This window comes from Thioalkalivibrio sp. ALgr1 (genome assembly GCF_000378285.1).
Classification (GTDB): Bacteria; Pseudomonadota; Gammaproteobacteria; order Ectothiorhodospirales; family Ectothiorhodospiraceae; genus Thioalkalivibrio.
On the sequence record NZ_KB905139.1, the window covers coordinates 21325 to 42692 of the forward strand.

At 67.4% G+C, this 21368-nt stretch carries 18 protein-coding genes; 11 read left to right on the forward strand and 7 right to left on the reverse strand.

The genetic code is table 11. The features are described from left to right. The first annotated feature begins 76 nt into the window (after positions 1-76). Complete coding sequence (locus tag F466_RS0112935) at positions 77-1468, forward strand: M17 family metallopeptidase (protein WP_018994306.1); 1392 nt, start codon at positions 77-79, stop codon at positions 1466-1468. Between the two features lie 8 nt (positions 1469-1476). On the opposite strand, the gene F466_RS0112940 is transcribed toward F466_RS0112935, so the two are convergent. After that, positions 1477-2280: a creatininase family protein gene (locus tag F466_RS0112940; protein WP_018139697.1), complete on the reverse strand. Its 804-nt coding sequence runs from the start codon at positions 2278-2280 to the stop codon at positions 1477-1479. 32 nt (positions 2281-2312) lie between these two features. Further along, complete coding sequence (locus tag F466_RS0112945) at positions 2313-3101, reverse strand: FkbM family methyltransferase (protein ID WP_018994307.1); 789 nt, start codon at positions 3099-3101, stop codon at positions 2313-2315. Between the two features lie 123 nt (positions 3102-3224). Between F466_RS0112945 and F466_RS0112950 the strand changes: the two genes are divergently transcribed. Genes F466_RS0112950 through F466_RS0112960 form a run of 3 tightly spaced genes read left to right on the forward strand, consistent with a single transcriptional unit; the run spans position 3225 to position 6761 of the window. After that, positions 3225-4355, forward strand: coding sequence for a ChaN family lipoprotein (locus F466_RS0112950; RefSeq protein WP_018994308.1), 1131 nt, complete (start codon positions 3225-3227; stop codon positions 4353-4355). A 13-nt stretch (positions 4356-4368) separates the two neighbouring features. Then, complete coding sequence (locus F466_RS0112955; RefSeq protein ID WP_018994309.1) at positions 4369-6345, forward strand: M1 family metallopeptidase; 1977 nt, start codon at positions 4369-4371, stop codon at positions 6343-6345. After that, a complete protein-coding gene (locus F466_RS0112960) occupies positions 6342-6761 on the forward strand; it encodes an HIT domain-containing protein (RefSeq protein WP_018139701.1) in 420 nt (139 codons plus the stop codon). Before F466_RS0112955 ends, F466_RS0112960 begins: the two co-directional genes overlap by 4 nt. Before the next feature lie 6 nt (positions 6762-6767). On the opposite strand, the gene F466_RS0112965 is transcribed toward F466_RS0112960, so the two are convergent. Both F466_RS0112965 and F466_RS0112970 read right to left on the reverse strand, forming a co-directional pair. Further along, on the reverse strand, positions 6768-7418 hold the full coding sequence (locus F466_RS0112965; RefSeq protein ID WP_018139702.1) for an OmpW family protein: 651 nt from the start codon (positions 7416-7418) through the stop codon (positions 6768-6770). 92 nt (positions 7419-7510) lie between these two features. After that, a complete protein-coding gene (locus tag F466_RS0112970) occupies positions 7511-8215 on the reverse strand; it encodes an SDR family NAD(P)-dependent oxidoreductase (RefSeq protein WP_018994310.1) in 705 nt (234 codons plus the stop codon). A 60-nt stretch (positions 8216-8275) separates the two neighbouring features. On the opposite strand from F466_RS0112970, the gene F466_RS0112975 reads away from it, so the two are divergent. The 4 genes from F466_RS0112975 to F466_RS0112990 all read left to right on the forward strand — a co-directional run bounded on the left by F466_RS0112975 (position 8276) and on the right by F466_RS0112990 (position 11889). Then, positions 8276-9796, forward strand: coding sequence for a DUF1538 domain-containing protein (locus tag F466_RS0112975; protein WP_018139704.1), 1521 nt, complete (start codon positions 8276-8278; stop codon positions 9794-9796). Further along, the gene (locus F466_RS0112980) at positions 9793-10140 is read left to right on the forward strand and encodes a hypothetical protein (RefSeq protein ID WP_018139705.1); all 348 of its coding nucleotides are present in this window, start codon (positions 9793-9795) and stop codon (positions 10138-10140) included. The genes F466_RS0112975 and F466_RS0112980 overlap by 4 nt, the downstream gene beginning before the upstream one ends. Positions 10141-10153: 13 nt before the next feature. Further along, positions 10154-10546, forward strand: coding sequence for a CBS domain-containing protein (locus F466_RS0112985; RefSeq protein WP_018139706.1), 393 nt, complete (start codon positions 10154-10156; stop codon positions 10544-10546). A 68-nt stretch (positions 10547-10614) separates the two neighbouring features. Next, positions 10615-11889, forward strand: coding sequence for a sensor domain-containing diguanylate cyclase (locus tag F466_RS0112990; RefSeq protein ID WP_018994311.1), 1275 nt, complete (start codon positions 10615-10617; stop codon positions 11887-11889). Positions 11890-11967: 78 nt separating this feature from the next. Here the strand turns inward: F466_RS0112990 and F466_RS0112995 are convergent, their stop codons facing one another. Further along, positions 11968-12729: a class I SAM-dependent methyltransferase gene (locus F466_RS0112995; RefSeq protein WP_018994312.1), complete on the reverse strand. Its 762-nt coding sequence runs from the start codon at positions 12727-12729 to the stop codon at positions 11968-11970. A gap of 183 nt (positions 12730-12912) precedes the next feature. Between F466_RS0112995 and F466_RS0113000 the strand changes: the two genes are divergently transcribed. Beyond that, complete coding sequence (locus tag F466_RS0113000) at positions 12913-14259, forward strand: phosphomannomutase/phosphoglucomutase (RefSeq protein ID WP_018994313.1); 1347 nt, start codon at positions 12913-12915, stop codon at positions 14257-14259. A gap of 5 nt (positions 14260-14264) precedes the next feature. After that, positions 14265-15695: a mannose-1-phosphate guanylyltransferase/mannose-6-phosphate isomerase gene (locus F466_RS0113005; RefSeq protein ID WP_018994314.1), complete on the forward strand. Its 1431-nt coding sequence runs from the start codon at positions 14265-14267 to the stop codon at positions 15693-15695. A gap of 21 nt (positions 15696-15716) precedes the next feature. On the opposite strand, the gene F466_RS0113010 is transcribed toward F466_RS0113005, so the two are convergent. Next, a complete protein-coding gene (locus F466_RS0113010; protein ID WP_018994315.1) occupies positions 15717-18851 on the reverse strand; it encodes an error-prone DNA polymerase in 3135 nt (1044 codons plus the stop codon). A 113-nt stretch (positions 18852-18964) separates the two neighbouring features. On the opposite strand from F466_RS0113010, the gene F466_RS0113015 reads away from it, so the two are divergent. Continuing rightward, entirely contained in the window at positions 18965-19576 is a 612-nt protein-coding gene (locus F466_RS0113015; RefSeq protein ID WP_018994316.1) for a bifunctional 2-polyprenyl-6-hydroxyphenol methylase/3-demethylubiquinol 3-O-methyltransferase UbiG, read from the forward strand. A 165-nt stretch (positions 19577-19741) separates the two neighbouring features. Here F466_RS0113015 and F466_RS0113020 read toward each other — a convergent pair whose 3' ends face one another. Next, complete coding sequence (locus F466_RS0113020) at positions 19742-20920, reverse strand: trypsin-like peptidase domain-containing protein (protein ID WP_018994317.1); 1179 nt, start codon at positions 20918-20920, stop codon at positions 19742-19744. Positions 20921-21368: the final 448 nt, after the last annotated feature.

Consider the following 21368-nt stretch of genomic DNA (forward strand, 5'->3'; position numbering starts at 1 on the left):
TGACGGTGGGTGTACCGGCCGGGGCGGCCGACGGGCGTTATTATGGCCATTTTGACCGAACCGGGAGGAAAGCCGCGTGGATTCTGCCTTTGTTGAAGCCGCCGACGATGCCATCGATCTGGTACCCGTCACCACCGACACCCTGGAGTCCCGTCTCGAGGCGGCCCCGCCAACGTGGCGTGCCTGGGCCGAGGCGGGGCGCTTCGAGGGCAAGGACGGGCAGGTCCTGCGTGTTCCCGGGGATCAGGGACAGCTTGCCGCGGTCCTGGTGGGATTCGATGCCGAGACACCCCTGTGGATGCTAGCCGCGGCGGCCGAGACCCTGGCGACGGGCCACTATCGCCTGGTCACGGAGGGTCTCGACCCGACCACTCAGGAGCAGGCCGCGATCGGCTGGGGTCTGGGGTGCTACCGCTTCGACCGCTATCGGGCGGCCGAGGATCGGCCGGCGCCCAGGCTGGTCTGGCCCGAGGCGGTCGATCGCAAGCGAGTGATGGCCTATATCGATTCCATCGCCATGACCCGGGACCTGATCAACACCCCGGCCGCCGACATGATGCCAGCGAACCTCGCCCTGACGGCGCGCGAGCTGGCCGAGGCCTTTGGCTGCAGCCTGCACGTGGTCAGCGACAGCGACGCGCTGGAGAAGTCGTTCCCCTGCGTGTACGCGGTGGGCGAGGCGAGTGCGCACGGCCCGCGGGTGATCGAACTCACCTGGGGCCCCGCGGGTGCCCCGTCCGTCGTGCTGGTGGGCAAGGGCGTCTGTTTCGATTCCGGAGGCCTGAACCTGAAACCGGGCAACTCCATGCGCCAGATGAAAAAGGACATGGGCGGGGCTGCGATCGTGCTGGGGCTCGCGCGCCTGATCATGGCGACGGAACTGCCGGTTCGGCTGACAGTACTGATCGGCGCGGTCGAGAACGCGGTGGGTTCGCGTGCGTTCCGCCCCGGGGACGTGCTGACCGCGCGCAATGGCAAGACGATCGAGGTGGACAACACCGACGCGGAAGGAAGGCTGGTGCTCGCGGACCTGCTGGACCGGGCGGGCAGCTTCCACCCGGACCTGCTGGTCGACTTTGCCACCCTGACCGGCGCGGCCCGCGTCGCGGTGGGGACGGAGATCAGCGCTGTCTTTGCCAGCGATGAGAACTGGGCGAACGCGCTGGAAGCCCCGGCCAGAGCCTGGGACGACCCGGTCTGCGCGCTACCGCTGCATGCCCCGTATCGCTACATGCTGGACAGCGACGTCGCCGACATCGTCAACAGCTCGACCGGTGGCTACGCCGGCGCGATCACCGCAGGGCTGTTCCTGAAGGAGTTCGTGCCAGAAGACGTGCCGTGGCTGCACTTCGACATTATGGCGTTCAACGTGCGCGCCCGGCCGGGCCGCCCCAAGGGGGGCGAGGCGATGGGGCTGCGCGCGCTGCACGGGGCACTCGAAGAGCGCTACGCCAGCCAGAAAGCGTAAGCGGGGATTCAGCGGGCGAGGCGTTCGATCGGGAAGGCGGCGGTATCAGTGATCGCCTGGGCCAGCCCCTCGGCGTAGTGGTCGATCAGGGCCTGACCCAACTCGGGCGTGGCGCGGTCCGCGGCGCCTACGACGCCCTCTGGATTGAGGTCATCCGCCATCCAGGCGAACGCAGTCTCGCCGGTGGGACCCAGGCGTCCGGTCGTGCCCTCGAGATCCTCGCCCAGCGAACGGGCGTCCGGCGCGCGGTCCATCTGGACGAGTGTCGGTGCCAGCACACGCATCATTGCGGTCTCGCTCAGACCACCGTGCAGGCCATGTCGGCACTCGCGTTCGGGGATGTCGATGGTGTCCGGCAGGGGCTGCAGGAAGTAATGGTGCTTGGTGACCAGCAGTCCATGGTCCCGGCGCAGATCCAGTGCGGCGAGCTCCATGATCGCGGTGTTGCCCCCGTGGCTGTTGGCCAGCACCAGGCGGCGAAAGCCGGCGTGGGCGACGCCCGCGCCGATCTCGCGCAACACCGCGAGCGCCGTCTCCGGTGTGAGGCTCAGCGTCCCTGCGAAATGGGTGTGTTCGGCGCTGGTGGCGATCGCCAGCGGCGGCAGCACCAGCGGCTCGAGATCGCTCGGGAGTATCGTCGCCGCCGCGTCCAGCAGGCCCAGGCCGATGCGCAGGTCCGTTTCCAGCGGCAGGTGGGGGCCATGCTGCTCGATCGCGGCCATGGGCAGCACCACGACCGCGTCGCGACGGGCATGGTCGGCAATGGCCTCGGTGGTCAGGTCCTGCCAGCGGATCAGGGTGCGGGTGTCCATTCAGGCAGCGTTGTCCGCGAGCGCGGTCCGGGTCAAGCCCCGCGCAGCCGGGCGTAGATGTCGCCGGAACCTACACGCTCCACATGCTGTTCCAGCCAGGCGCGGATGGCATCCGCGCTCTGCCAGGTGTCGAACCGGAAGCGGCGCTGTTCACCCACGATCAGGTTGTACTCGTAGTCACCCAGGGCGGTCAGTTGCGCCAGGCACTCCTCGGTGACCTCGTCGGCGCCGGCGACGAACTCGAAGGACAACGCCGGGACGGGTTGGCTGAGTCCGCGCAGGACCTCGGCCTCCAGACCCTCGACATCGATCTTGCAGAAGGCCGGCAGGCCGTGATCGGCGATGAGCTGGTCCAGGGTGACCATCGGGACCGCGATCTGGTCGTCCCAGGTCACCTTGCGGAAGCTGCGATTGCGTTTCGCGATCTCGCTTGTGAAACGTCGCGAGACCGAGGAGACGGTCGGGGTGCTGCGACTGACCTCGAGCTGCGCGGTACCATTCTCGGGCCCCACGGCCTCGCGGCGAACGCGCACGCCGGGGAGCCTGGAGGTCGCCTTGCGCAGCAGCCGCAGGATATGGGGCTGCGGCTCGAGCGCGATCACGTGCGCCCCGAGTGCGGCGAAGGCGCGGGTGCGATCTCCGATATGGGCGCCGATGTCGAACACGAGGTCACCGGGCCGCACGAACTCGGCGTAGAGGCGGCGCAGGCCGGCCTGGCGCCCGGGTCGCCAGTAGATCGCCATCGAGCGCAGGGTGCCCAGCCATGCCTGCAGGTGCTGGGGGAGCCGGTTGCGCGCGGCGGTGTCCTCGGGCGTGTCCATGTCGGCAGGCTACCGGACGCGGAACGTGCCGGCCATCGGGGGGTCCGAGAGTAGGTCTATCACCGGGGATGGTGCCTCAGACAGGAGAATTGCATGCAAGGCAGAGTAATCCGACGGCATGGCATGGGCGTGATGCTTGCCGCGATGCTGGCCGCGCCACTGGTGCCCGGTGTGGCCAGCGCGGCGTGTCCGGCCCCGGGGCAATGGGCCACGCCGGCCGGCGAGGAGCTGGATCGCGCGGAGCTGTTCGCCGAGTTGGCGCAGGCGGATGCGGTGCTCCTGGGCGAGCGCCACGATCGCATGGATCACCATCGCTGGCAGCTGGGAACACTGGCTGCCCTGCACGGACAGCGCCCGGACATGGTCATCGGCCTCGAGATGCTGCCGCGCTCCGTGCAACCGGTGCTGGATCAGTGGGTGGCCGGCGAACTGGACGCGGATGCATTTCTGCGTGACAGCGACTGGTATACCCACTGGGGCTTCGATCCGGAGCTGTACTGGCCGATTCTGCATTTTGCCCGTGTACATGATGTCCCGCTGGTGGCGCTGAACGCCGAACGTGCACTGGTTCAGCGGCTCGGACAGGAAGGCTGGGACGCGGTCCCGGAGGACGAGCGCTACGGCGTCAGCCAGCCGGCCGATCCGCCCGAGGCCTACCGCGAGTATCTGGTGGAGGTGATGGAACGCCATCCGGCGGGCATGGAGCGCGACTCCGACCGGTTCATCGGGGCGCAGCTGGCGTGGGACCGCATGATGGCCGCCGGCATCGCCGAGGTCCTGGAGGCTTCGGACGAGCCGCCGCTGGTGGTCGGGATCATCGGTTCCGGTCACCTGCAATATGGCCATGGCGTGCCGCATCAGCTGGCCGATCTGGGCTATGAACAGGCCCCGGTCCTGCTGCCCCGCGAGTACCGGGAGGACTGTTCCGCGGCCGATCCGGGCCTGGCCCGGGCGGTATTCGGCATCACGGATGGAGATCGCTTTGACCGCGCTTCGCCGATGCTCGGCGTGCAGCTGCGCGGCGACGAGGACGGCGGCGTGACCATCCAGGGTGTGCAGTCGGGCTCCGTGGGTGAGGCCGCGGGCCTGGAGGGGGGCGACCGAGTCCTTCGTGCCGGCGACCAGCCAGTGGAGCGCCCGTCGGATCTGCAACGGATCGTCCAGCGCGTGACACCGGGCACCTGGCTGCCGCTGGAGATCGAGCGCAACGGCGAGGCCGAAGAGCGCGTAGCCCGATTCCCGTACGCCGATTAAACGAGGGGGCAATATGCGCGCGGCATGGTGGATCTCGATGGGCCTTATGGCGTTGCTGGGCTTCCCGGTCGCTTCGGCGGCCGGTAACGATTACGCCGAACCCGATTCCGACTTCCCGCTCGGCCTGAGCGTGCACCTGCACCCGGGCGAATCGACCTTCGACGGGCGTCTGGCGCTGGATCTGGAGCTCCTGGACCGGGACCCGCCGAGCCGATTGCGCCTCGATCCCGCCATGGGAGTGGATGCCGTGACCCTGGATGGTGACTCCATCGAATACGAGCTGACCGAGTCGGGCTGGCTGGAACTGGGGAGCGCGCTGTCCGATCGCGATGCCGGGCTCCTGGTGATCGCGTATGGCGCTCGGTTGTCGCGGCCTGATCAGGCGCGTCCCGGCTCGGGATTCCTGGGCGAGGAAGCCGGGTTTCTGCCAGCGGGGGCGGGCTGGTATCCCGCGCTGGAGGACGAGCCCGTGCCTATGCGGATTCAACTGACGGTGGACGGTGGCCAGAAGGCCGTGGTCTCCGGCTCGCTGATCGATGACACGCGCGAGGGCGAGCGCTATCAGGCCCGTTACGAACACCCCGCTGCGCGCCACCTGGCGCTCGCCTCCGGCATTTGGGAGTTGGGCGTGATCGAGGGCGACGGGTGGCAGGTGCGTACCCTGTTTCCGCAGTCGCTACATGAGGCCTTTGGCGAGACCTACCGCGAGAAGACCGTCGAGTACATCGAGCGTTTCGAATCCGAGATCGGGCCGTATCCGTACAGCAGCCTGACCGTGGCGGCCTCGCCGCAGCCGGTGGGGCTGGCGTTCTCCGGTTTTACGCTCTTGGGCGAACAAGTCATCCCGCTCCCGTTCATCCCGCATACCTCGCTGGGGCACGAGGTCCTGCACATGTGGTGGGGCACGGGGGTCTATGTCGATCGCTCGGGCGGCAACTGGTCGGAGGGGCTGACCACCTACATGGCGGACTACCAGTTCAAGCGCGAGGCGGGTGAGGGGCGCGAGGAGCGAGCCCAGTGGCTGCGCGACTACGCGGCACTCCCGGCGGACGAGGATCGCGCCCATGGGGAGTACCAGGGCGGCAACCAGGGCGCGTTGCGCATCGCCGGCTATCACCGGGGCGCGATGATCTGGCGGATGCTGGAGGACTGGATCGGGCGCGAGGCGTTTCTGGAAGGTGCTCGCACGCTCTACAACGACTGGAAGGGGCGTGAGGCGGACTGGGATGCGCTGATCGCGGCCTTCGATTCCGCCACCGACGAGGATCTGGAACCGTTCTTCCGCCAGTGGGTTGATCGGCGCGGTGCGCCGGCACTCGAACTGGCCGATCTTGCCGTCGAACAGGAGACGAATGGGCGGACGCTGTCGGGTACGTTGCGTCAGTCCCGTGATGACGACCCCTGGGATCTGCGTGTACCCCTCGTGGTCGAGACCGAACAGGGGGCGGAGACGTTCTGGATTGCGCTGGCCGACCGTGAAAAGGCGTTCGAGGTGGATCTGGATGCCAAGCCGCTGCGCGTCGCCGCCGATCCCGATTGGCGGCTATTTCGCCATCTGGCCGAAGGCGAATCCCCGGCGATCCTGCGCCGCGCCGCACTAGACCCGGACACACAGGTGATCGCACTGGGCTCGGCGCGGCCGGTCGAGGTGGCGCCCTGGCTGGGTCGCGCACCCGAGCAGAGCCAAAACATGGAAGGGACCCGCATCGTGCTCGGCGAGCCGGACTCGGTTCGCGACTGGCTGCGCGCCCGCGACTGGCCGGAATCGCCGGCGGCGATCGACAGCGACCTGCCAGAGTCCCCGGACGCCGCAGCCTGGGCCGTGCCCGGCGAGGATGTGATCGTGATTGCGGGCTCGGATGCGCAGCAACGCCGTGCGCTGGCGGGTGAGCTGCGCCACCGCGCGCATTACAGCTATGTCCTGCTGGAAGGCGAAGAGCGCCGCACGGGGCACTGGGCCACGCCGGGGATCTGGAAGGAACTGCAATGACGGAGGCGTTCGAGCTGGATAGGCGCCTGCACGCGGATACCTGGTTCGTCGCGGACTGGCCCCTGTCGACGCTGCTGATGATGGATCATGCGGCAATCCCGTGGTTCATCCTGGTCCCGCGCCGCGCAGGTTTACGCGAGTTGCATGACCTTGGGTCCGACGATGCGGCAATGCTGGCACGGGAGTCTTTGGTCCTGGCGCGGGCGATGCAGGCGGCCTTCGAGCCGCAGACGCTGAATGTGGCCAAGCTGGGCAATATCGTCGGGCAGCTGCACCTGCACCATATCGCCCGTCAGCCGGGCGATCCGGCCTGGCCGGGCCCGGTCTGGGGCGTCCCCGCCGAGCGGGGCCTGGAAAAGAACGAGGCCGAGGACCGCATGCAGCGGGTCCTCGGCCTCGTGGAACGACTGGGCTAGGCCGGCTTAGAAGCGGTAGCCGACGTTCATCCCGAAGGTCCACGGGTCGATCTCGACCGTCCCGATACGCTGGCCGTCGAGACGCGCGGTGCTCTCGATGTCGATCCAGCGCACCTCGGTGTTCAGGAACCAGTTGTCATCCAGCGCGATGTCGATCCCGGCTTGCAGAGCGACACCCCAGGAGTCGTCGAGCCGCAGGCGGCTGTCGGACAGTGCACCGCGGGTGGTCGTGTCAAAGAAGTGGGTGTAGTTCACGCCCGCCCCCAGGTACGGGCGGAACGCCGAGCCGGTGTTGAAGTGGTACTGCAGGCTCAGGGTCGGCGGCAGGTGTCGGGTGTAGCCGACGTTGCCCAGACCTTCCAACGCGATGTCGTGCTTGAACGGGATCCCGACCAGCAGCTCCAGACCCAGGTTGTCAGTGAGCATGTAGGTCGCAGTGCCGGTCGGGCGCGTGCTGGAACCGACGTCCACGCTCAGGTCATCTCCCGTCAGTTCGCCGTTGTCGGACTTCGGCGAGATGTAGGTCAGGCCGCCGCGCAGCAGCCAGTCGCCGGCGGAGACATCCGCGCTGGCGGCGGCCGCTTGGGCCGGGATGAGGGCCGCCGGGGCCAGCAGGCCGGCCAGGGCTAGGGCACGAAAGGTCAGGGTACGGCGCATGTTCGGTTCCTCCGACAATGTGATGGTTCAGAGGTACTATTGCCCGCCTGGTATTAGCACTTGTTGATGCAGATCACGAGCGACAATAGTTTTCAGAACGGCAGCCGCTGGCCCTCGAAGTCGTAGAAGTTCCCGGAGTCCGATGCCTCCAGACGATCCAGCACCTTCAGGAGTTCGCCGGTGGCGTATTCCGGCGCGAGCACTTCCGGGGCGCGGGCCCGATAGGGCTCCGACAGGCGGGTCGCACAGGTCCCCGGCTGCAGGGCGATCACCGCGGCCTGGCGATGGCTGAAGCGCAGCTCCAGCGCCGTCGTGCGGACAATCTGGTTGAGCGCGGCCTTGGAAGCGCGGTAGCTCACCCATCCACCCAGCTGATTGTCCTCGATGGAGCCGACTCGGGCCGATAGGGTCGCCAGGATGCCCTTGCGCTGACGCGGCAACAAAGGTGCCAGGTGTTTGAACAGCAGGGCCGGGCCGATGGCATTGATGGCAAACGAGCGCGCCATGATCGCCGGATCGAGATCGCGCAGACGCTTCTCCGGGCCGTGGCCGTCGATGGTCAGGATGCCGGTGGCGTCCAGGATTAGATCCCATTCGGGCGCTTGTTTGCGTAGCCAGCCAGCGGCGCGTTCGATGCTGGTTTCGTCGAGGAGATCGACGGGCGGTTCGCTGTGGCGGCCAAGTGCCACTACGCACCCGCAGTTCGGGTCGTTTTCAAGATGCTCAACAAACGCGGCGCCGAGCCCGCCCGTGGCACCGACGACCACGGCGCGATAGGGTATCTGCAGGGATTCCATACTGCCTGCGACCACGGCGCGGGGAATTGATTCCGGGGCCATGCCTCGGCAAGGGAGCGCATGAACTTTCTCCACACGCTGGGCCATGCGGCGCGCAATCTTGCGCCCATCGTGATCGTGGTTGCGGTGTTCCAGGCGCTGGTGCTGCGTACGGTGCCGGATGGCCTGCTGTCCATGGTGATCGGGCTGGCCATCGTGGTCTTTGGCGTGGCGCTGTTCCTGCAGGGCCTGGAGATGGGGATCTTCCCCATCGGCAAGAACCTGTCCAACGCGCTGGCCCGGCGCGGTTCGCTGCTCCTGCTGATGGCGTTCGGCTTTACCCTCGGCTTCGCTACCGTGATCGCGGAACCGGCCCTGATCGCTGTGGCGGAGCAGGCGGAGCTGATCAGCGAGGGACGGATCGAGGGCTTGGTCCTGCGCCTGATTGTCGCGTTGTCCGTGGGTGCCGTGGTGGCGCTGGGCATCCTGCGCACGGTCATGGGCCATCCGCTGCACTGGTACATTCTGAGCGGCTACGTGCTGGTGGTGCTGGTCACCTTCTTCGCCCCCGAGGAGATCGTCGGCCTGGCCTACGACTCGGGCGGGGTGACCACGAACATCGTGACCGTCCCGCTGGTCGCGGCGCTGGGCCTCGGCCTGGCGGCCTCGATCAGCGGGCGCAATCCACTGCGCGACGGCTTTGGCCTGGTGGCGCTTGCCGTGATGGTGCCAATGATCACGGTGCAGCTCTACGGAATCATTGTGTTCGCCGGCGCGGAGGTCGACGCCCCGGGCAATGGCGAGACCGCGGCCATGGATGCGGACACGGACCTTCCGGGTGCGGGCGAGGAACACTGGCTCTCCGCGATGGGGATGGACCTGCTACTGATGCTGCGCGATGTCGCACCGATCATCGCGGTGATTGTGGTATTCCAGTACTTCGTGCTGCGCAAGCGCATCCCGTATCTGCCGCGGGTGATCTTCGGCTTCGTGCTGGTCGTGCTGGGCCTGTACGCCTTCGTGGTCGGGCTCAAGCTGGGCCTGTTCCCGATCGGCGAGAGCATGGCCGAGCAGTTGATCACCAACGAACTGTTCCTGTGGGTCTACCTGTTCGCGTTTTCCATCGGATTTGCGACCACGATGGCGGAGCCCGCGCTCATCGCGATTGGCCAGAAGGCCGAGGAGGCGGCGCGCGGTTCATTACGCGGCAATGTAATCCGCATCCTGGTGGCGCTGGGGGTCGCAATCGGTATCACCATTGGCGTGCACCGCATCCTGGTGGGCGACTCCATCCATCAATACATCATGGCTGGCTACCTGCTGGTGATCGTGCTGACGATCCTCGCCCCCAAGCAGATCGTGGCGCTCGCCTTCGACTTGGGCGGGGTGACGACCTCCGAGGTGACCGTACCCCTGGTCACAGCCCTCGGGATCGGTCTGGCCACGCATCTGGAAGACCGTAATGTCCTGATCGACGGCTTCGGCCTGATCGCCTTCGCGTCGATCTTCCCCATCGTCACCGTGATGGTCTACGCCATCCTGGTGGATATCTACGAGCGCTGGACCGGCAGGGGCCGCGCACAACAGGAGGATTCGCCATGAGATTTTCGGCATTGATCGCCGTGCTTCCGGATGACCTCGAGCAGCGGGCCATCGAGACGGCCAAGGCCGCGGGCGCCGGCGGCGTCACGATCATGGATGCCCGCGGTATCGGCGCGGAGGCCCGCAAGACGTTTCTGGGCATGACCTACGAGGGCAGCCAGTCGGTGCTGATGTGGGTGCTGGAAAAGAAGGTCGCGCTGAACGTGCTCAAGGTCATCAGTCAGGAGCTGGAACTCGAAGGAGACCCGCGCGGCGTTGCATTCACCGTGGATATTGCCCACCTGGCCGGGATCGGGCGCAAGCAGATCGAGCAGTTCCAGGAACACGTTAAGGAAGAGATCTGAGGAGGACTCGAGCATGCTGGTAAGCGACATCCTGAAGCCCAATGTGATTACCGTGTCGCCGCTCGCGCCCTTGCGCGAGGCGATGCAGCTGATGCGGCGGCACAACGTGAAGTCCCTGGTGGTGGACAAGCAGCACGAGCACGACGCCTACGGGATCATCACCTACACAACAATCCTGAAGACCATCGTGGCCGAGGAGGGCGATATCGACCTCTCCAACGTCTACGATGTCTGTGCGAAGCCGGTGATCACCGTGCCGGCCGAGATGGACGTGAAGTACGTGGCGCGGCTGATGGTCAATCAGGGCATCCGGCGCCTGGTCGTGCTGCGGGGCAATACCCTGGAAGGAATCGTTACCACCAGCGATATCGTGGGCTCGATTCTCGAAATGGCGGATATGGAATGAACCTCCCCGCCGCGGGACACTCGGACCGGTAGTGCCGGTCCCAGGCTAATCCATTTCTAAGGAGTCCCGTGGCCACTGTCGCGTACATCGAGGGGTTCGAGAAACTCCGGCTGCTGGATGCAGCCATCGACCAGTCGAGCCACTCTGTTCTGATCACGGACGCGGACCTGGACGACGGGCCACGCATCGTCTACGTGAATGCCGGCTTCGAACAGATGACCGGGTACGCGGCCGACGAGGTGCTGGGCAAGACCCCGCGCCTGCTGCAGGGGCCGCGGACATCACGGGTAATCCTCGACCGCCTGCGCGCCGCGCTGGATGCGGGCGAGATGTTTGACGGCGAGGCGATCAACTATCGCAAGGATGGCAGTACCTACGTGGTGCGCTGGCATATCTCGCCCGTGTATGCCGACGATGCGCCGGAACGGATTACGCATTACGTATCACTGCAGCAGGACGTGACCGCCGAACGGGAACGCGACGAGCAGTTAAGACTGCTGTCGACCGCGCTGGAAGTGTCGGGTGATCCGGTCCTGATCACCGATCCTGAAGGTACGATTACCTACGTTAATGCCGCCTTCGAGGAGCTCATGGGCTATTCGCGCCGCGATGTCCTGGGCGCGAATCCGCGACGCTTCAGATCGGGCAGTCACGACGATGCCTTTTATCGCGGGATGTGGGAGTCGCTGGAGCGCGGCGAGACCTTCCGGGGCGAGTTCGTGAATCGGCGTCGCGATGGATCCCTGATCCATCTGGAGCAGACGATCACCCCGGTACTCGATGACCTCGGCGAGATTTCGCATTACGTCGCCCTGGGCAAGGACGTGACCGACCGGGTGCGCATGGAGGACGAGATCCGGCGTGTGGCGAATACCGACTGGCTGACCGGCGTCGCGAATCGCCTGAGCCTCGGGAACACGCTGGAGGCGGAGATCGAGCGCAGCCAGCGCTATGGTCGTCCGCTGAGCCTGATCATGTTCGATCTGGATCACTTCAAGGCGGTGAATGACCGTTACGGCCACGATGCCGGCGACGAAGTCCTTAAAGCGCTGGCGAAGACCGTGAGTGCGGAACTGCGCGACGCGGATACCCTGGGTCGTTGGGGCGGAGAAGAGTTCATCATCTTGGTGCCCGAGACCCGGCTGGTGGGTGCGACGGCCATGGCCGAAAAGCTGCGCCAGGCGGTCGCTGCGATGAGCGTGCCCGGGGTGCCGGGCGTCACCGCCAGCTTCGGGGTCGCCGAACGGGCCTCCGGTGACAGCGCCAAGCTCCTCGCGCGGCGGGCTGACGAGGCGATGTACCAGGCCAAGCGGGCAGGGCGCGATCGTGTGGTCGCGCTCTAGGTATCCGGTGACGGAGACACAAAAAAGGCCGGCGAACGCCGGCCTTTTCCTTGATGCGCTGAAGGCGCCGGTAACGGCTTACCCGCGGCGACGCAGCACCCAGATTTCCAGCAGGGCCCAGTCTTCGCCGGGATAGTTTTCCTGCTCCAGCGGCGACATACGACGGTGACGGGTTGCAGTACTGCCGACAAAGTCCAGACGATTCAGCAACAAACGCTTGGTGGCGTCCGCTTTTTCTAGTGCGAAGGGGTTGAGAAAATTCACCAGCATGTAGCCTTCGCCCTTGCCGCGCGCGAAGGCGTCCACCAGGCTCTCGATGGCCGGGGGGTCCAGATAGACCAGCGATGCGGTGGAGATGACGATGTCTGCCTCTTCCATCGACTGCTCGATCGCGTTGCGCGTGTCGGCGTCGGCCTGGTTCAGGTCAGCCTCGAAGGTCTGGTCGAACAGACCCGAGCTCTTGCCGTAGGCGAGGGCGTTGCCGGAGATGTCGATGCCGGTCGTTTTGATGGGCAGACGGCGCGGGGCAGCAACCGTCTTGCAGGCCTGCTCGTCGGCCCAGTTGGCGCGGATTGCCTCGACATCCATGCCGTGCACGGCCGCCATGGTGGTGTTACCAAAGCAGCAGCACAGATCGACGTAATTCAGGGTCTTGCCTGCGTCAGCCTGTTGCTGCGCCCAGGGGAGAATCAGCCGGTCGAAGGTTTGCCGGTTGAAGTCGTCGGAGATGTAATCGAGCGCGTCGATGATGCGCTCCTTGAACGGCACCGGGGTCTCGGCGACGTAGATATCGTCGAAATGCTGCTTCTTCTCCTCGGTCTTCACTTGCGGCTCACTCATCGGCTTCTCCTCGTTGGATAAACCCACCATGTTCAGGGGCATGAGCCGCAAGCGTCAAGTAAACCTACTGAGGTCGTTGTAACCTCCGTCGCATCATGCTGCGGCTCTGCTATGTATCATGAGGAGAAAGGAGTGCGCGCTGCCGGCGGTGCCGGGAGTCGGAGGGGGCCGGAAGGGAACTGCATGAAGATCGATTGCTTCAAGGCGTACGACGTACGCGGCCGCGTGCCGGATCAACTCAACCCCGAGGTGGCATACGCCATCGGACGCGCCTTTGCCGAAGAGGTCCGGCCCGGCCGTACGGTGGTCGGACACGATATCCGCCTCTCCAGCCCGACACTGGCCCAGGCCCTGACCGAAGGACTCACCGCCGGCGGTAGCGACGTGGCCGATATCGGTCTGTGCGGGACCGAAGAGGTCTACTTTGCGACTGCGCACTACGGGGCTGGTGGCGGGGTGATGGTTACCGCGAGCCACAACCCACTGGATTACAACGGGCTCAAGCTCGTGCGCGGCGAGTCGCGACCGATCAGCGGGGACTCCGGGCTGCAGGCGATCCAGGCATGCGCAGAGCGCGGCGACTTCCGCCCCATGCCACAAGGCCAGGTACATCCGCTGGACCATCGGCCGGACTATATCGCCCGGCTGCTCGCATCGGTCGACCGGGAGGCGCTGCCGAAGCTGCGCGTAGTCGTAAACCCGGGCAATGGCGGTGCGGGCCCGGTGCTGGAGGCACTGGAGCCTCATCTGCCGTTCGAACTGATCCGCGTGAATTTCGAGCCGGACGGACATTTCCCCAATGGCATCCCCAACCCGCTGTTGCCGGAGAACCGTGCGGCCACGGCCGACGCCGTGCGCAAGCATGGCGCGGATCTGGGTGTGGCCTGGGATGGCGACTTCGATCGCTGCTTCCTGTTCGATGCAGCGGGGAATTTCATTGAGGGCTACTACATCGTAGGGCTGCTGGCTCAGGCCTGCCTGGAAGGCGGGCAACCCGGCGAGCGGATCGTCCACGACCCGCGGCTGACCTGGAACACCATCGAGATGGTGCGAGCGGCGGGTGGCGAGCCCGTCCAGTCCAAGACCGGGCACGCATTCATGAAGGAGCGCCTGCGCCACGAGGACGCCATCTACGGCGGCGAGATGAGCGCGCATCACTACTTCCGGGACTTTTACTACTGCGATAGCGGGATGCTGCCGTGGCTGCGGGTCGCCGAGTTGATGGGGCGCCGAGGTCAGTCGCTGGGCGAAATGGTGGCCGAGCGCATGGCGCGCTACCCCTGCAGCGGCGAGCTGAACTTCGAGGTCGCGGACGTCGAAGCCGCCACGGATCGCGTTCTCGCGGCCCTTGAGGGTCAGGGTGGCGAGGAAGATCGCACCGACGGCGTCAGCCTCGAGTTCCCGGACTGGCGCTTCAACCTGCGCAGCTCCAACACCGAACCGCTGTTGCGGCTGAACGTCGAGACCCGCGCTGATCCGGCCCTGCTGGAGCGTCGCGTGGAAGAGCTTTCCCGCCTGATACGGGGATAACAACGATGGCGCCTGCCGATACCCAGAACCAGCTGCAACCGGTGATCCTGGCCGGCGGTACCGGCACGCGGCTGTGGCCGGTGTCGCGCAGCCATTACCCGAAGCAGTTCCTGCCCCTGACCGGCGACCAGACGCTGCTGCAGCAAACCGTCGCGCGCCTGGAGGGCCTGCATGCGGCGGCACCACTGGTGCTGGCCAACGTGGAGCACCGCTTCCTGGCCGCCGAGCAATTGCGCGCGATTGGTGTCGAACAGGCGCGCATCCTGCTGGAACCAGAGGGGCGCAACACGGCCCCGGCGATTGCCCTGGCGGCGCTGCAGGCCCGCGCGGAAGGCGACGACCCGTTGCTGCTGGTCCTGGCCGCGGATCACCACATCGGCGATGGCGATGCCTTCAAGGCTGCCGTGGGCCGCGCCGTGGCGCTGGCGGAGGCCGGCTATCTGGTCACCTTTGGGATCGTGCCGGTGACGCCCGAGACCGGTTATGGCTATATCCAGCAGGGCGAGTCGCTGGGCGAGGCCGGTGCGCGGGTCGCGCGTTTTGTCGAAAAGCCCGATGCTGCCACGGCGCGCGAGTACCTGAGCCAGGGGGGCTATCTCTGGAACAGCGGCATGTTCGTATTCCGTGCCTCACAGTATATGCAGGAGCTGGAGCGCTTCGAGCCCGAGATCGTTACGGCCTGTCAGGCCGCGCTGGAGGGGGCGCGCGAGGACCTCGATTTCCTGCGCGTAGCCCCGGAGGCGTTTGCCCGGGCCCCGAACATCTCGGTGGACTACGCCGTGATGGAGCGCACCGACCGCGCGGCGGTCACGCCCCTGGCCGCGGGCTGGAGCGATATCGGGTCCTGGTCCGCGCTGGCCGGGGTGCGCGGGACCGACGCGCAGGGCAATACCCTGCGTGGCGATTGCCTGCTGGAGGACAGCGAGGGCTGCGTGGTCGATGCCGACGGCCTGCTGGTTGCGGGGATCGGCCTGCGCAACCTCGCGGTGGTCGCCACCCGCGATGCGGTGCTGGTGGCGGACCGCGACCGCGTGCAGGACGTCAAGCGCATCGTCGAGCGGCTGAAGTCGGACAACCGCAGCGAGCATGTGGACCACCCGGCGGTGTATCGCCCCTGGGGCTGCTACGAGTGCGTCGACGTCGGGCGGCGCTATCAGGTCAAGCGCATTACCGTGAAACCCGGGGCGAAGCTCTCGCTGCAGATGCACCACCACCGCGCGGAACACTGGGTGGTCGTCAGCGGCACCGCGCGGGTGCGCAACGGCGAAGAGACCTATCTGGTGACGGAGAACCAGTCCACCTATGTGCCGATCGGGCAGATCCATTCGCTGGAGAACCCGGGCGCGATCCCGCTGGAGCTGATCGAAATCCAGTCCGGCAGCTATCTGGGCGAGGACGACATCGTGCGGCTGGAGGACCTCTACGGCCGCGTCTGAGCGTCGCCCGAGGCGCAATCCCTATCCGAAGTCGCGGGAGCGGGTAGTCAGCTCGCCCAGCCAGGCGCTGCGATCGATCAGGCGCTGCACGATCAGGTGCCCAACCCCCTCGCTGTACTGCCATTCCCCGTGGGCTTCCAGCAGGCGCCCGTGCAGGACCTCGGCGCGAAAGCGCTCCACCCGGTCCGGCCAGACGATCAGGTTCAGCGTGCCGCTCTCGTCCTCCAGGGTCAGGAACACTGTGCCGTTGGCCGATCCCGGCCGCTGGCGGGTGATCACAAGGCCGGCATAGCGGGCACCGGGATGCCCGGGGCACTCCAGCAGCCGGGCGGCGGTGCGTAGTCGCTTGCGTTCCAGGAACGGGCGCATCAGCGCCAGCGGGTGCGGGCCCAGGCTCAGGCCCTGGGTGGCGTAGTCCTGCACCAGGTCATCCACCGCATCCGGGCGCGGCAGCAGCGGGGTCACGTCGGCTTCGCGCACTGTGTCGGCCGGGGCGTCGGCGAACAGGGGCAGGGGTTCCTCCACCGCCTCGGTTGCCCAGCGCGCCTGGTGGCGGTTGCCGGCCAGTCCCTTCAGGGCGTCGGCGCGGGCCAGGCGGTTGGCCTGGGCACGGGTCAGGGCGGCGCGGGCGACCAGATCCGGCACGTCCGCGAACGGGCGCTCGGTGCGCGCGGCGACGACGCGCTCGGCCACGGCCTGCGCGAGCCCGCCGACCCGGTTCAGGCCCAGGCGCAGGGCCAGCGCGTCGCTCCCGGCCACCGGCTCCACCGTGCAGTCCCAGTCACTGCAGCGCACATCCACCGGGCGCACCTCCACGCCGTGGCGGCGCGCGTCGGCGACGATCTGTGCAGGGGCGTAGAAGCCCATCGGCTGGCTGTTCAGCAGCGCGCAGGCAAAGATCGCCGGTTCATGGCACTTGAGCCAGGACGAGACATAGGTGATCAGCGCAAAGCTGGCCGAGTGCGACTCGGGGAAGCCGTACTCGCCAAAGCCAAGGATCTGCTTGTACAGCTGCTCGGCGAACTTCTCCGGATAGCCGCGTTGCCGCATCCCGTCCATCAGGCGCTCGCGGTAGCGCGCGAGCTGGCCGGTACGGCGCCAGGCCCCGATCGCGCGGCGCAGCCCGTCCGCCTCGCCGGCGGAGAAGCCGGCCGCGACCATCGCCAGCTCGATCACCTGCTCCTGGAAGATCGGCACCCCCAGGGTGCGCCCCAGCACCCGCCGGATCTCGGGATTCGGATAACGCACCCGCTCCGGGTGGGCACGGCGCTTCAGATATGGGTGCACCATCTCGCCCTGGATCGGGCCGGGGCGCACGATGGCGATCTCGATCACCAGGTCGTAGAAGTTCGCCGGCTTCAGGCGCGGCAGCATGCTCATCTGCGCGCGCGACTCGATCTGGAACACGCCCAGGGTGTCGGCCTTCTGCAGCATGTGGTAGACCGCCGGATCCTCGGCGGGGATGTCGGCCAGACCCCAGTCGCGGCCCCGGTGGCGCGCCATCAGCTCCAGCGCGCGGCGCACGCAGGAGAGCATCCCCAGCGCCAGCACGTCGATCTTCAACAGCCCCACCGCGTCGAGGTCGTCCTTGTCCCACTGGATCACCGAGCGCTCCGGCATCGCCGCGTTCTCGATCGGCACCAGCTCGTCCAGCCGGCCCTCGGCGATCACGAAGCCGCCGGTGTGCTGCGACAGGTGGCGGGGGAAGCCCAGCAGCTCGGCGGTCAGCGCCTGCCACTGTCGGGCCAGGGCACCATCCGGATCCAGCCCGACCTCGCGCAGGCGCTCGGCAGGGATGCCGTCGTCCCACCAGGCGAGGTTGGCGGTCAGCGCATCCAGCCGCGCGCGCGAGATGCCCAGGGCGCGGCCGACGTCGCGCAGGGCGCTGCGCCGGCGGTAGCGGATCACCGTGCAGGCCAGCGCCGCGCGCTCGCGGCCGTAGCGCCGGTAGATGTACTGGATCACCTCCTCGCGGCGCTCGTGCTCGAAGTCGACATCGATATCCGGCGGCTCGCCACGCTCGGCGGAGATGAAGCGCTCGAACAGCATGCTGGAGCGCGAGGGGTCCACCGCCGTGATGCCGAGGGCATAACAGACCGCGGAGTTCGCCGCCGAGCCCCGCCCCTGGCACAGGATCCCGCGACCGCGGGCAAAGCGCACGATGTCGTAGACCGTCAGGAAGTAGGGCTCGTAGCCAAGCTGCGCGATGATCCCGAGCTCGCGTTCGATTTGTTCGGATACCTTCGGCGGGATGCCGTCGGGCCAGCGCCCGCGCGCGCCCTTCAGGGTCTCCTTGCGCAGGTAGGCGGCCGGGCTCGTGTCCCGGGGCAGGGGATCGGTCGGGTAGCGGTAGGTGACCGCGTCCAGCGAGAAGTCGCAGTCCTGCGCGATCCGCACACTGGCCGCGAGCCAGGCGGCGGGATACAGCGTGGCCAGGTCGTCGCGCGGGCGCAGGCAGCGCTCGCCGTTGGGGAAGCGCGCCGGGGCCGCCTCGGCAACCGTGGTGCGCAGGCGCAGCGCGGTCAGCACGTCCTGCAGGGCACGCCGGCCGCGAGAATGCATGTGCACATCGCCGCAAGCGACGATCGGGAGTCCCGTCGCGTCGGCGAGCTGCCGTGCGCGGGTCGTGAGCGTGGCATCTTGCGGCGTGCGCAGCTGGCTGACCGCCAGATGGGCCTGCCCCGGCGCGGCCCACCCGGCCAGCCAGCGGGCCGCTTCGGCGAGCGTCGGCTCCGCGATCTCGGGCTCGATACGCAGCAGGACGTGCCAGCCGGCCCGCGCCCCGGCGGGCAGGGCGTCGAGGTCCGCCTGTGTCAGGTGGTAATGCCCCTTGCCCGCCGCCCCGCGCGCCCGGGTGATCAGACGGCACAGCGCGGCGTAGCCCGCCGCATTGCGCACCAGCAGGGCCAGGGCAGGGCCGTCCGCCAGCCGGAAGGTCGCCCCCAGGATCAGGTGCAACCCGCAGTCCTTCGCCGCCGCGTGCGCGCGGACCACGCCGGCCAGCGAGGCGATATCGGTCAGCGCCAGCGCGCGATAGCCCAGCGCTCGGGCCCGCTCCATCAGCTCCTCCGGGTGCGAGGCCCCGCGCAGGAACGAGAAGTTGCTGACGCTCGTCAGCTCGGCGTACTCCGGCGGTTCGGGGGCAGTGGCATCCATATACTGTTTATATAAACAGTATTCCGGGCTGGCAAGAAACCCTGGCTTCGAGCCGGTGCGCCGGCTCCGGTATGGTAGGCCCGCTACCGGCCGATCCCAGTGACGACTCCCCTATGCGCAGCGCTATCTACAACCTGCTGATCCTCCGTCTTACTTCGCAGTGGTATGCCGAGGTCATGCGGCGGCTGCCGGACGGGGCGGCTCTGCTGGACGTAGGCATCGGCACCGCCGGCGCGCTGCTCGCCAATGCCGACACCGCAGGCGAGAAGGGCCTGGTCATCACGGGGATCGATATCGATGCCGACTACATCAAGCACGCCCGGCGAGCCCTGCGCAACTCGCCCCTGGCCGATCGTGCCGAGGCCCGGCTGGAATCCATCTACGACCACACGGGCGGCCCGTACGACGCGATCTACTTCTCCGCCAGCTTCATGCTCCTGCCGGACCCCGAGGGCGCTCTGCGTCACTGCCGCAGCCTGTTGAAGCCGGAGGGGAAGGTCTTCTTCACCCAGACCTTCCAGACCCGCCCCTCCCGCTGGATGGAGCGCTTCAAGCCCCTGCTCAAGCGCATCACCACCATCGATTTCGGTCGCGTGACCTACGAAGAAGCGTTTCGGGAACAGGTGGCGGGGGCCGGGTTTGTGATCGACGAGTTCACCACACTCGGACGCCACGGGACGCGCGCCTCCGTCCTTGCCATCGCCCGACCCGCCAGCTCCGCCTGAAAGCAAGCCGGTTCGCCGCCGAGGCTGGGACCTACCGCTGTAGGAGGCGAGCCCCCTCGCCGATCGGGCATGTCCAGCGCCCCATCGCCCAGAGGGCTGGGCTCCTGCCGGAGAGCGCACGCCAGAGGCGTCAGACCAAGGGTGCGGCGGTTCCCGCCTTCGGGCTCAATCCTCGCCCAGGGGAACGATCTCCAGTGCGACCTCCACCTCGCGCTCAGTGCCGTCGCGCCATACCCGCAGCGTCACCACGTCGCCCTCCTCGCGCCCCAGAATCACGCGCTGGATGTCGATCGGCCGCGTCACGCGCTGTCCGTCGATATGGGTGATCACGTCGATATCCACCGGGAACGCGCGCCCGTTTACCAGCACCACGTTCTCCGGCCGCCGGATGCCGGCGCGTTCGGCCGGCCCGTCGGCCGAGGTGTCGGTCACCACCACGCCATGCTCTGGCAGCCCCAGCTCCGCGCGCAGGCCGCGCGGGTAATCCACCACCCGCAGCGCCACCTCCATGCCCATGCGCGGGCGTTCCGGCAGCTGCGCCGCCGCGGCCGCCAGGCCGGAAAAACCGCCCGCGCGCAGCTCCGCCATCGCCTCGGCGACCAGGTTGCTCGGCACCGCCAGACCGATGCCCGCGAAGGTTCCGGCCGGCGCCAGGATGGCATTGTTCACCCCCACCGCCTCGCCACTGGAATCGAGCAGCGGCCCGCCGGAATTGCCGGGGTTGATCGCAGCATCGGTCTGGATGTACGGGATCTCGATCCCCACCAGCCCCGGACGCTCGCGCTCCAGCGCCGACACGATCCCGGCGGTGACCGTCGAATGCAGGCCGAACGGATTGCCGATCGCGATCGCCTTCTGGCCGACCTGCAACCGGTCGGAATCGCCCAGCGGGATCGGGCCGGGGTCGGGCGCCGCCGCCGGGTCCACTAGCTCCAGTAGCGCCAGATCCACGTCCGGGTTGGCACCGACCACCCGCACATCGTGCTCCACCTCCGGCGTCCCGAGGAACGACACCGTTAGCGTCGCCCCTGGTGCCAGATCGATGCGGTCCTCCTTCGCCTCGCCAACCGTGGCCGCGATCACGTGGAAGTTGGTGATGATCTGGCCCTCGTCGTTCACCACGAAGCCACTGCCACCGATCACCTCGGTCATCTCGTCGGGGCCCGCGTCGTCCTCTTCTGCTGTTCTCGACACCCGCACCGAAACCACGCTCGGCCCCGCCTCGCGCGCCACCGCGATCGTGTTTCGCTCGTCATCCAGGCCTTCCGTGGGCTGGCTGATGGCACAGCCTGCGGCCGATCCGACTGCCAGCAGAACAAGCACCAACCCGGCCCCATGCAGCATCCGATATGGCCCCGCCATGATGTTCCTCTCTTTTCGCCAGCATCCCCGGGTCCGCTCGGCACCGAACCCATGTCCCTTCGATCATAGACCGCGCTCCGCAGCCGACGCAGGGCGCAAGCACAGCCATGCCAAAAGGGGGGGCTGCGGCGTACGGCGATGGTGGATTCCCGGACCTGCCAAAAAGTGGATGTCCCGTTAGTCTTCCTCAGCGAAACGGCGATACCGCCTCGAAGCGCTTGCATTTGGAGCGATACACGAACGGGACTGTCGATCCTGACGGTAGATAACCTGGAGCTCCAATGCAGCCGGAAAGGCAGCGTGGAGCCGGAGGAGGGTGGGTTGCCGCATTCTCACGTCGCCGAGGCTGGGGCCTACCCACTGTAGGAGGCGAGCCCTCTCGCCGATCGGGCATGTCCAGGGCCCTATCGCCCAGAGGGCTGGGCTCCTA

Excerpts from the sequence above, each read along its gene's own strand:
- F466_RS0112975 (WP_018139704.1), top strand. The coding sequence starts at position 8,276 with ATGAACTTTCTCCACACGCTGGGCCATGCGGCGCGCAATCTTGCGCCC.
- F466_RS0112960 (WP_018139701.1), top strand. The coding sequence starts at position 6,342 with ATGACGGAGGCGTTCGAGCTGGATAGGCGCCTGCACGCGGATACCTGG.
- F466_RS0112995 (WP_018994312.1), bottom strand. The coding sequence starts at position 12,729 with ATGAGTGAGCCGCAAGTGAAGACCGAGGAGAAGAAGCAGCATTTCGAC.
- F466_RS0112950 (WP_018994308.1), top strand. The coding sequence starts at position 3,225 with ATGGGCGTGATGCTTGCCGCGATGCTGGCCGCGCCACTGGTGCCCGGT.
- F466_RS0112970 (WP_018994310.1), bottom strand. The coding sequence starts at position 8,215 with ATGGAATCCCTGCAGATACCCTATCGCGCCGTGGTCGTCGGTGCCACG.
- F466_RS0113020 (WP_018994317.1), bottom strand. The coding sequence starts at position 20,920 with ATGCTGCATGGGGCCGGGTTGGTGCTTGTTCTGCTGGCAGTCGGATCG.
- F466_RS0113000 (WP_018994313.1), top strand. The coding sequence starts at position 12,913 with ATGAAGATCGATTGCTTCAAGGCGTACGACGTACGCGGCCGCGTGCCG.
- F466_RS0113010 (WP_018994315.1), bottom strand. The coding sequence starts at position 18,851 with ATGGATGCCACTGCCCCCGAACCGCCGGAGTACGCCGAGCTGACGAGC.
- F466_RS0113005 (WP_018994314.1), top strand. The coding sequence starts at position 14,265 with ATGGCGCCTGCCGATACCCAGAACCAGCTGCAACCGGTGATCCTGGCC.
- F466_RS0112985 (WP_018139706.1), top strand. The coding sequence starts at position 10,154 with ATGCTGGTAAGCGACATCCTGAAGCCCAATGTGATTACCGTGTCGCCG.
- F466_RS0112940 (WP_018139697.1), bottom strand. The coding sequence starts at position 2,280 with ATGGACACCCGCACCCTGATCCGCTGGCAGGACCTGACCACCGAGGCC.
- F466_RS0112955 (WP_018994309.1), top strand. The coding sequence starts at position 4,369 with ATGCGCGCGGCATGGTGGATCTCGATGGGCCTTATGGCGTTGCTGGGC.
- F466_RS0113015 (WP_018994316.1), top strand. The coding sequence starts at position 18,965 with ATGCGCAGCGCTATCTACAACCTGCTGATCCTCCGTCTTACTTCGCAG.
- F466_RS0112980 (WP_018139705.1), top strand. The coding sequence starts at position 9,793 with ATGAGATTTTCGGCATTGATCGCCGTGCTTCCGGATGACCTCGAGCAG.
- F466_RS0112945 (WP_018994307.1), bottom strand. The coding sequence starts at position 3,101 with ATGGACACGCCCGAGGACACCGCCGCGCGCAACCGGCTCCCCCAGCAC.
- F466_RS0112965 (WP_018139702.1), bottom strand. The coding sequence starts at position 7,418 with ATGCGCCGTACCCTGACCTTTCGTGCCCTAGCCCTGGCCGGCCTGCTG.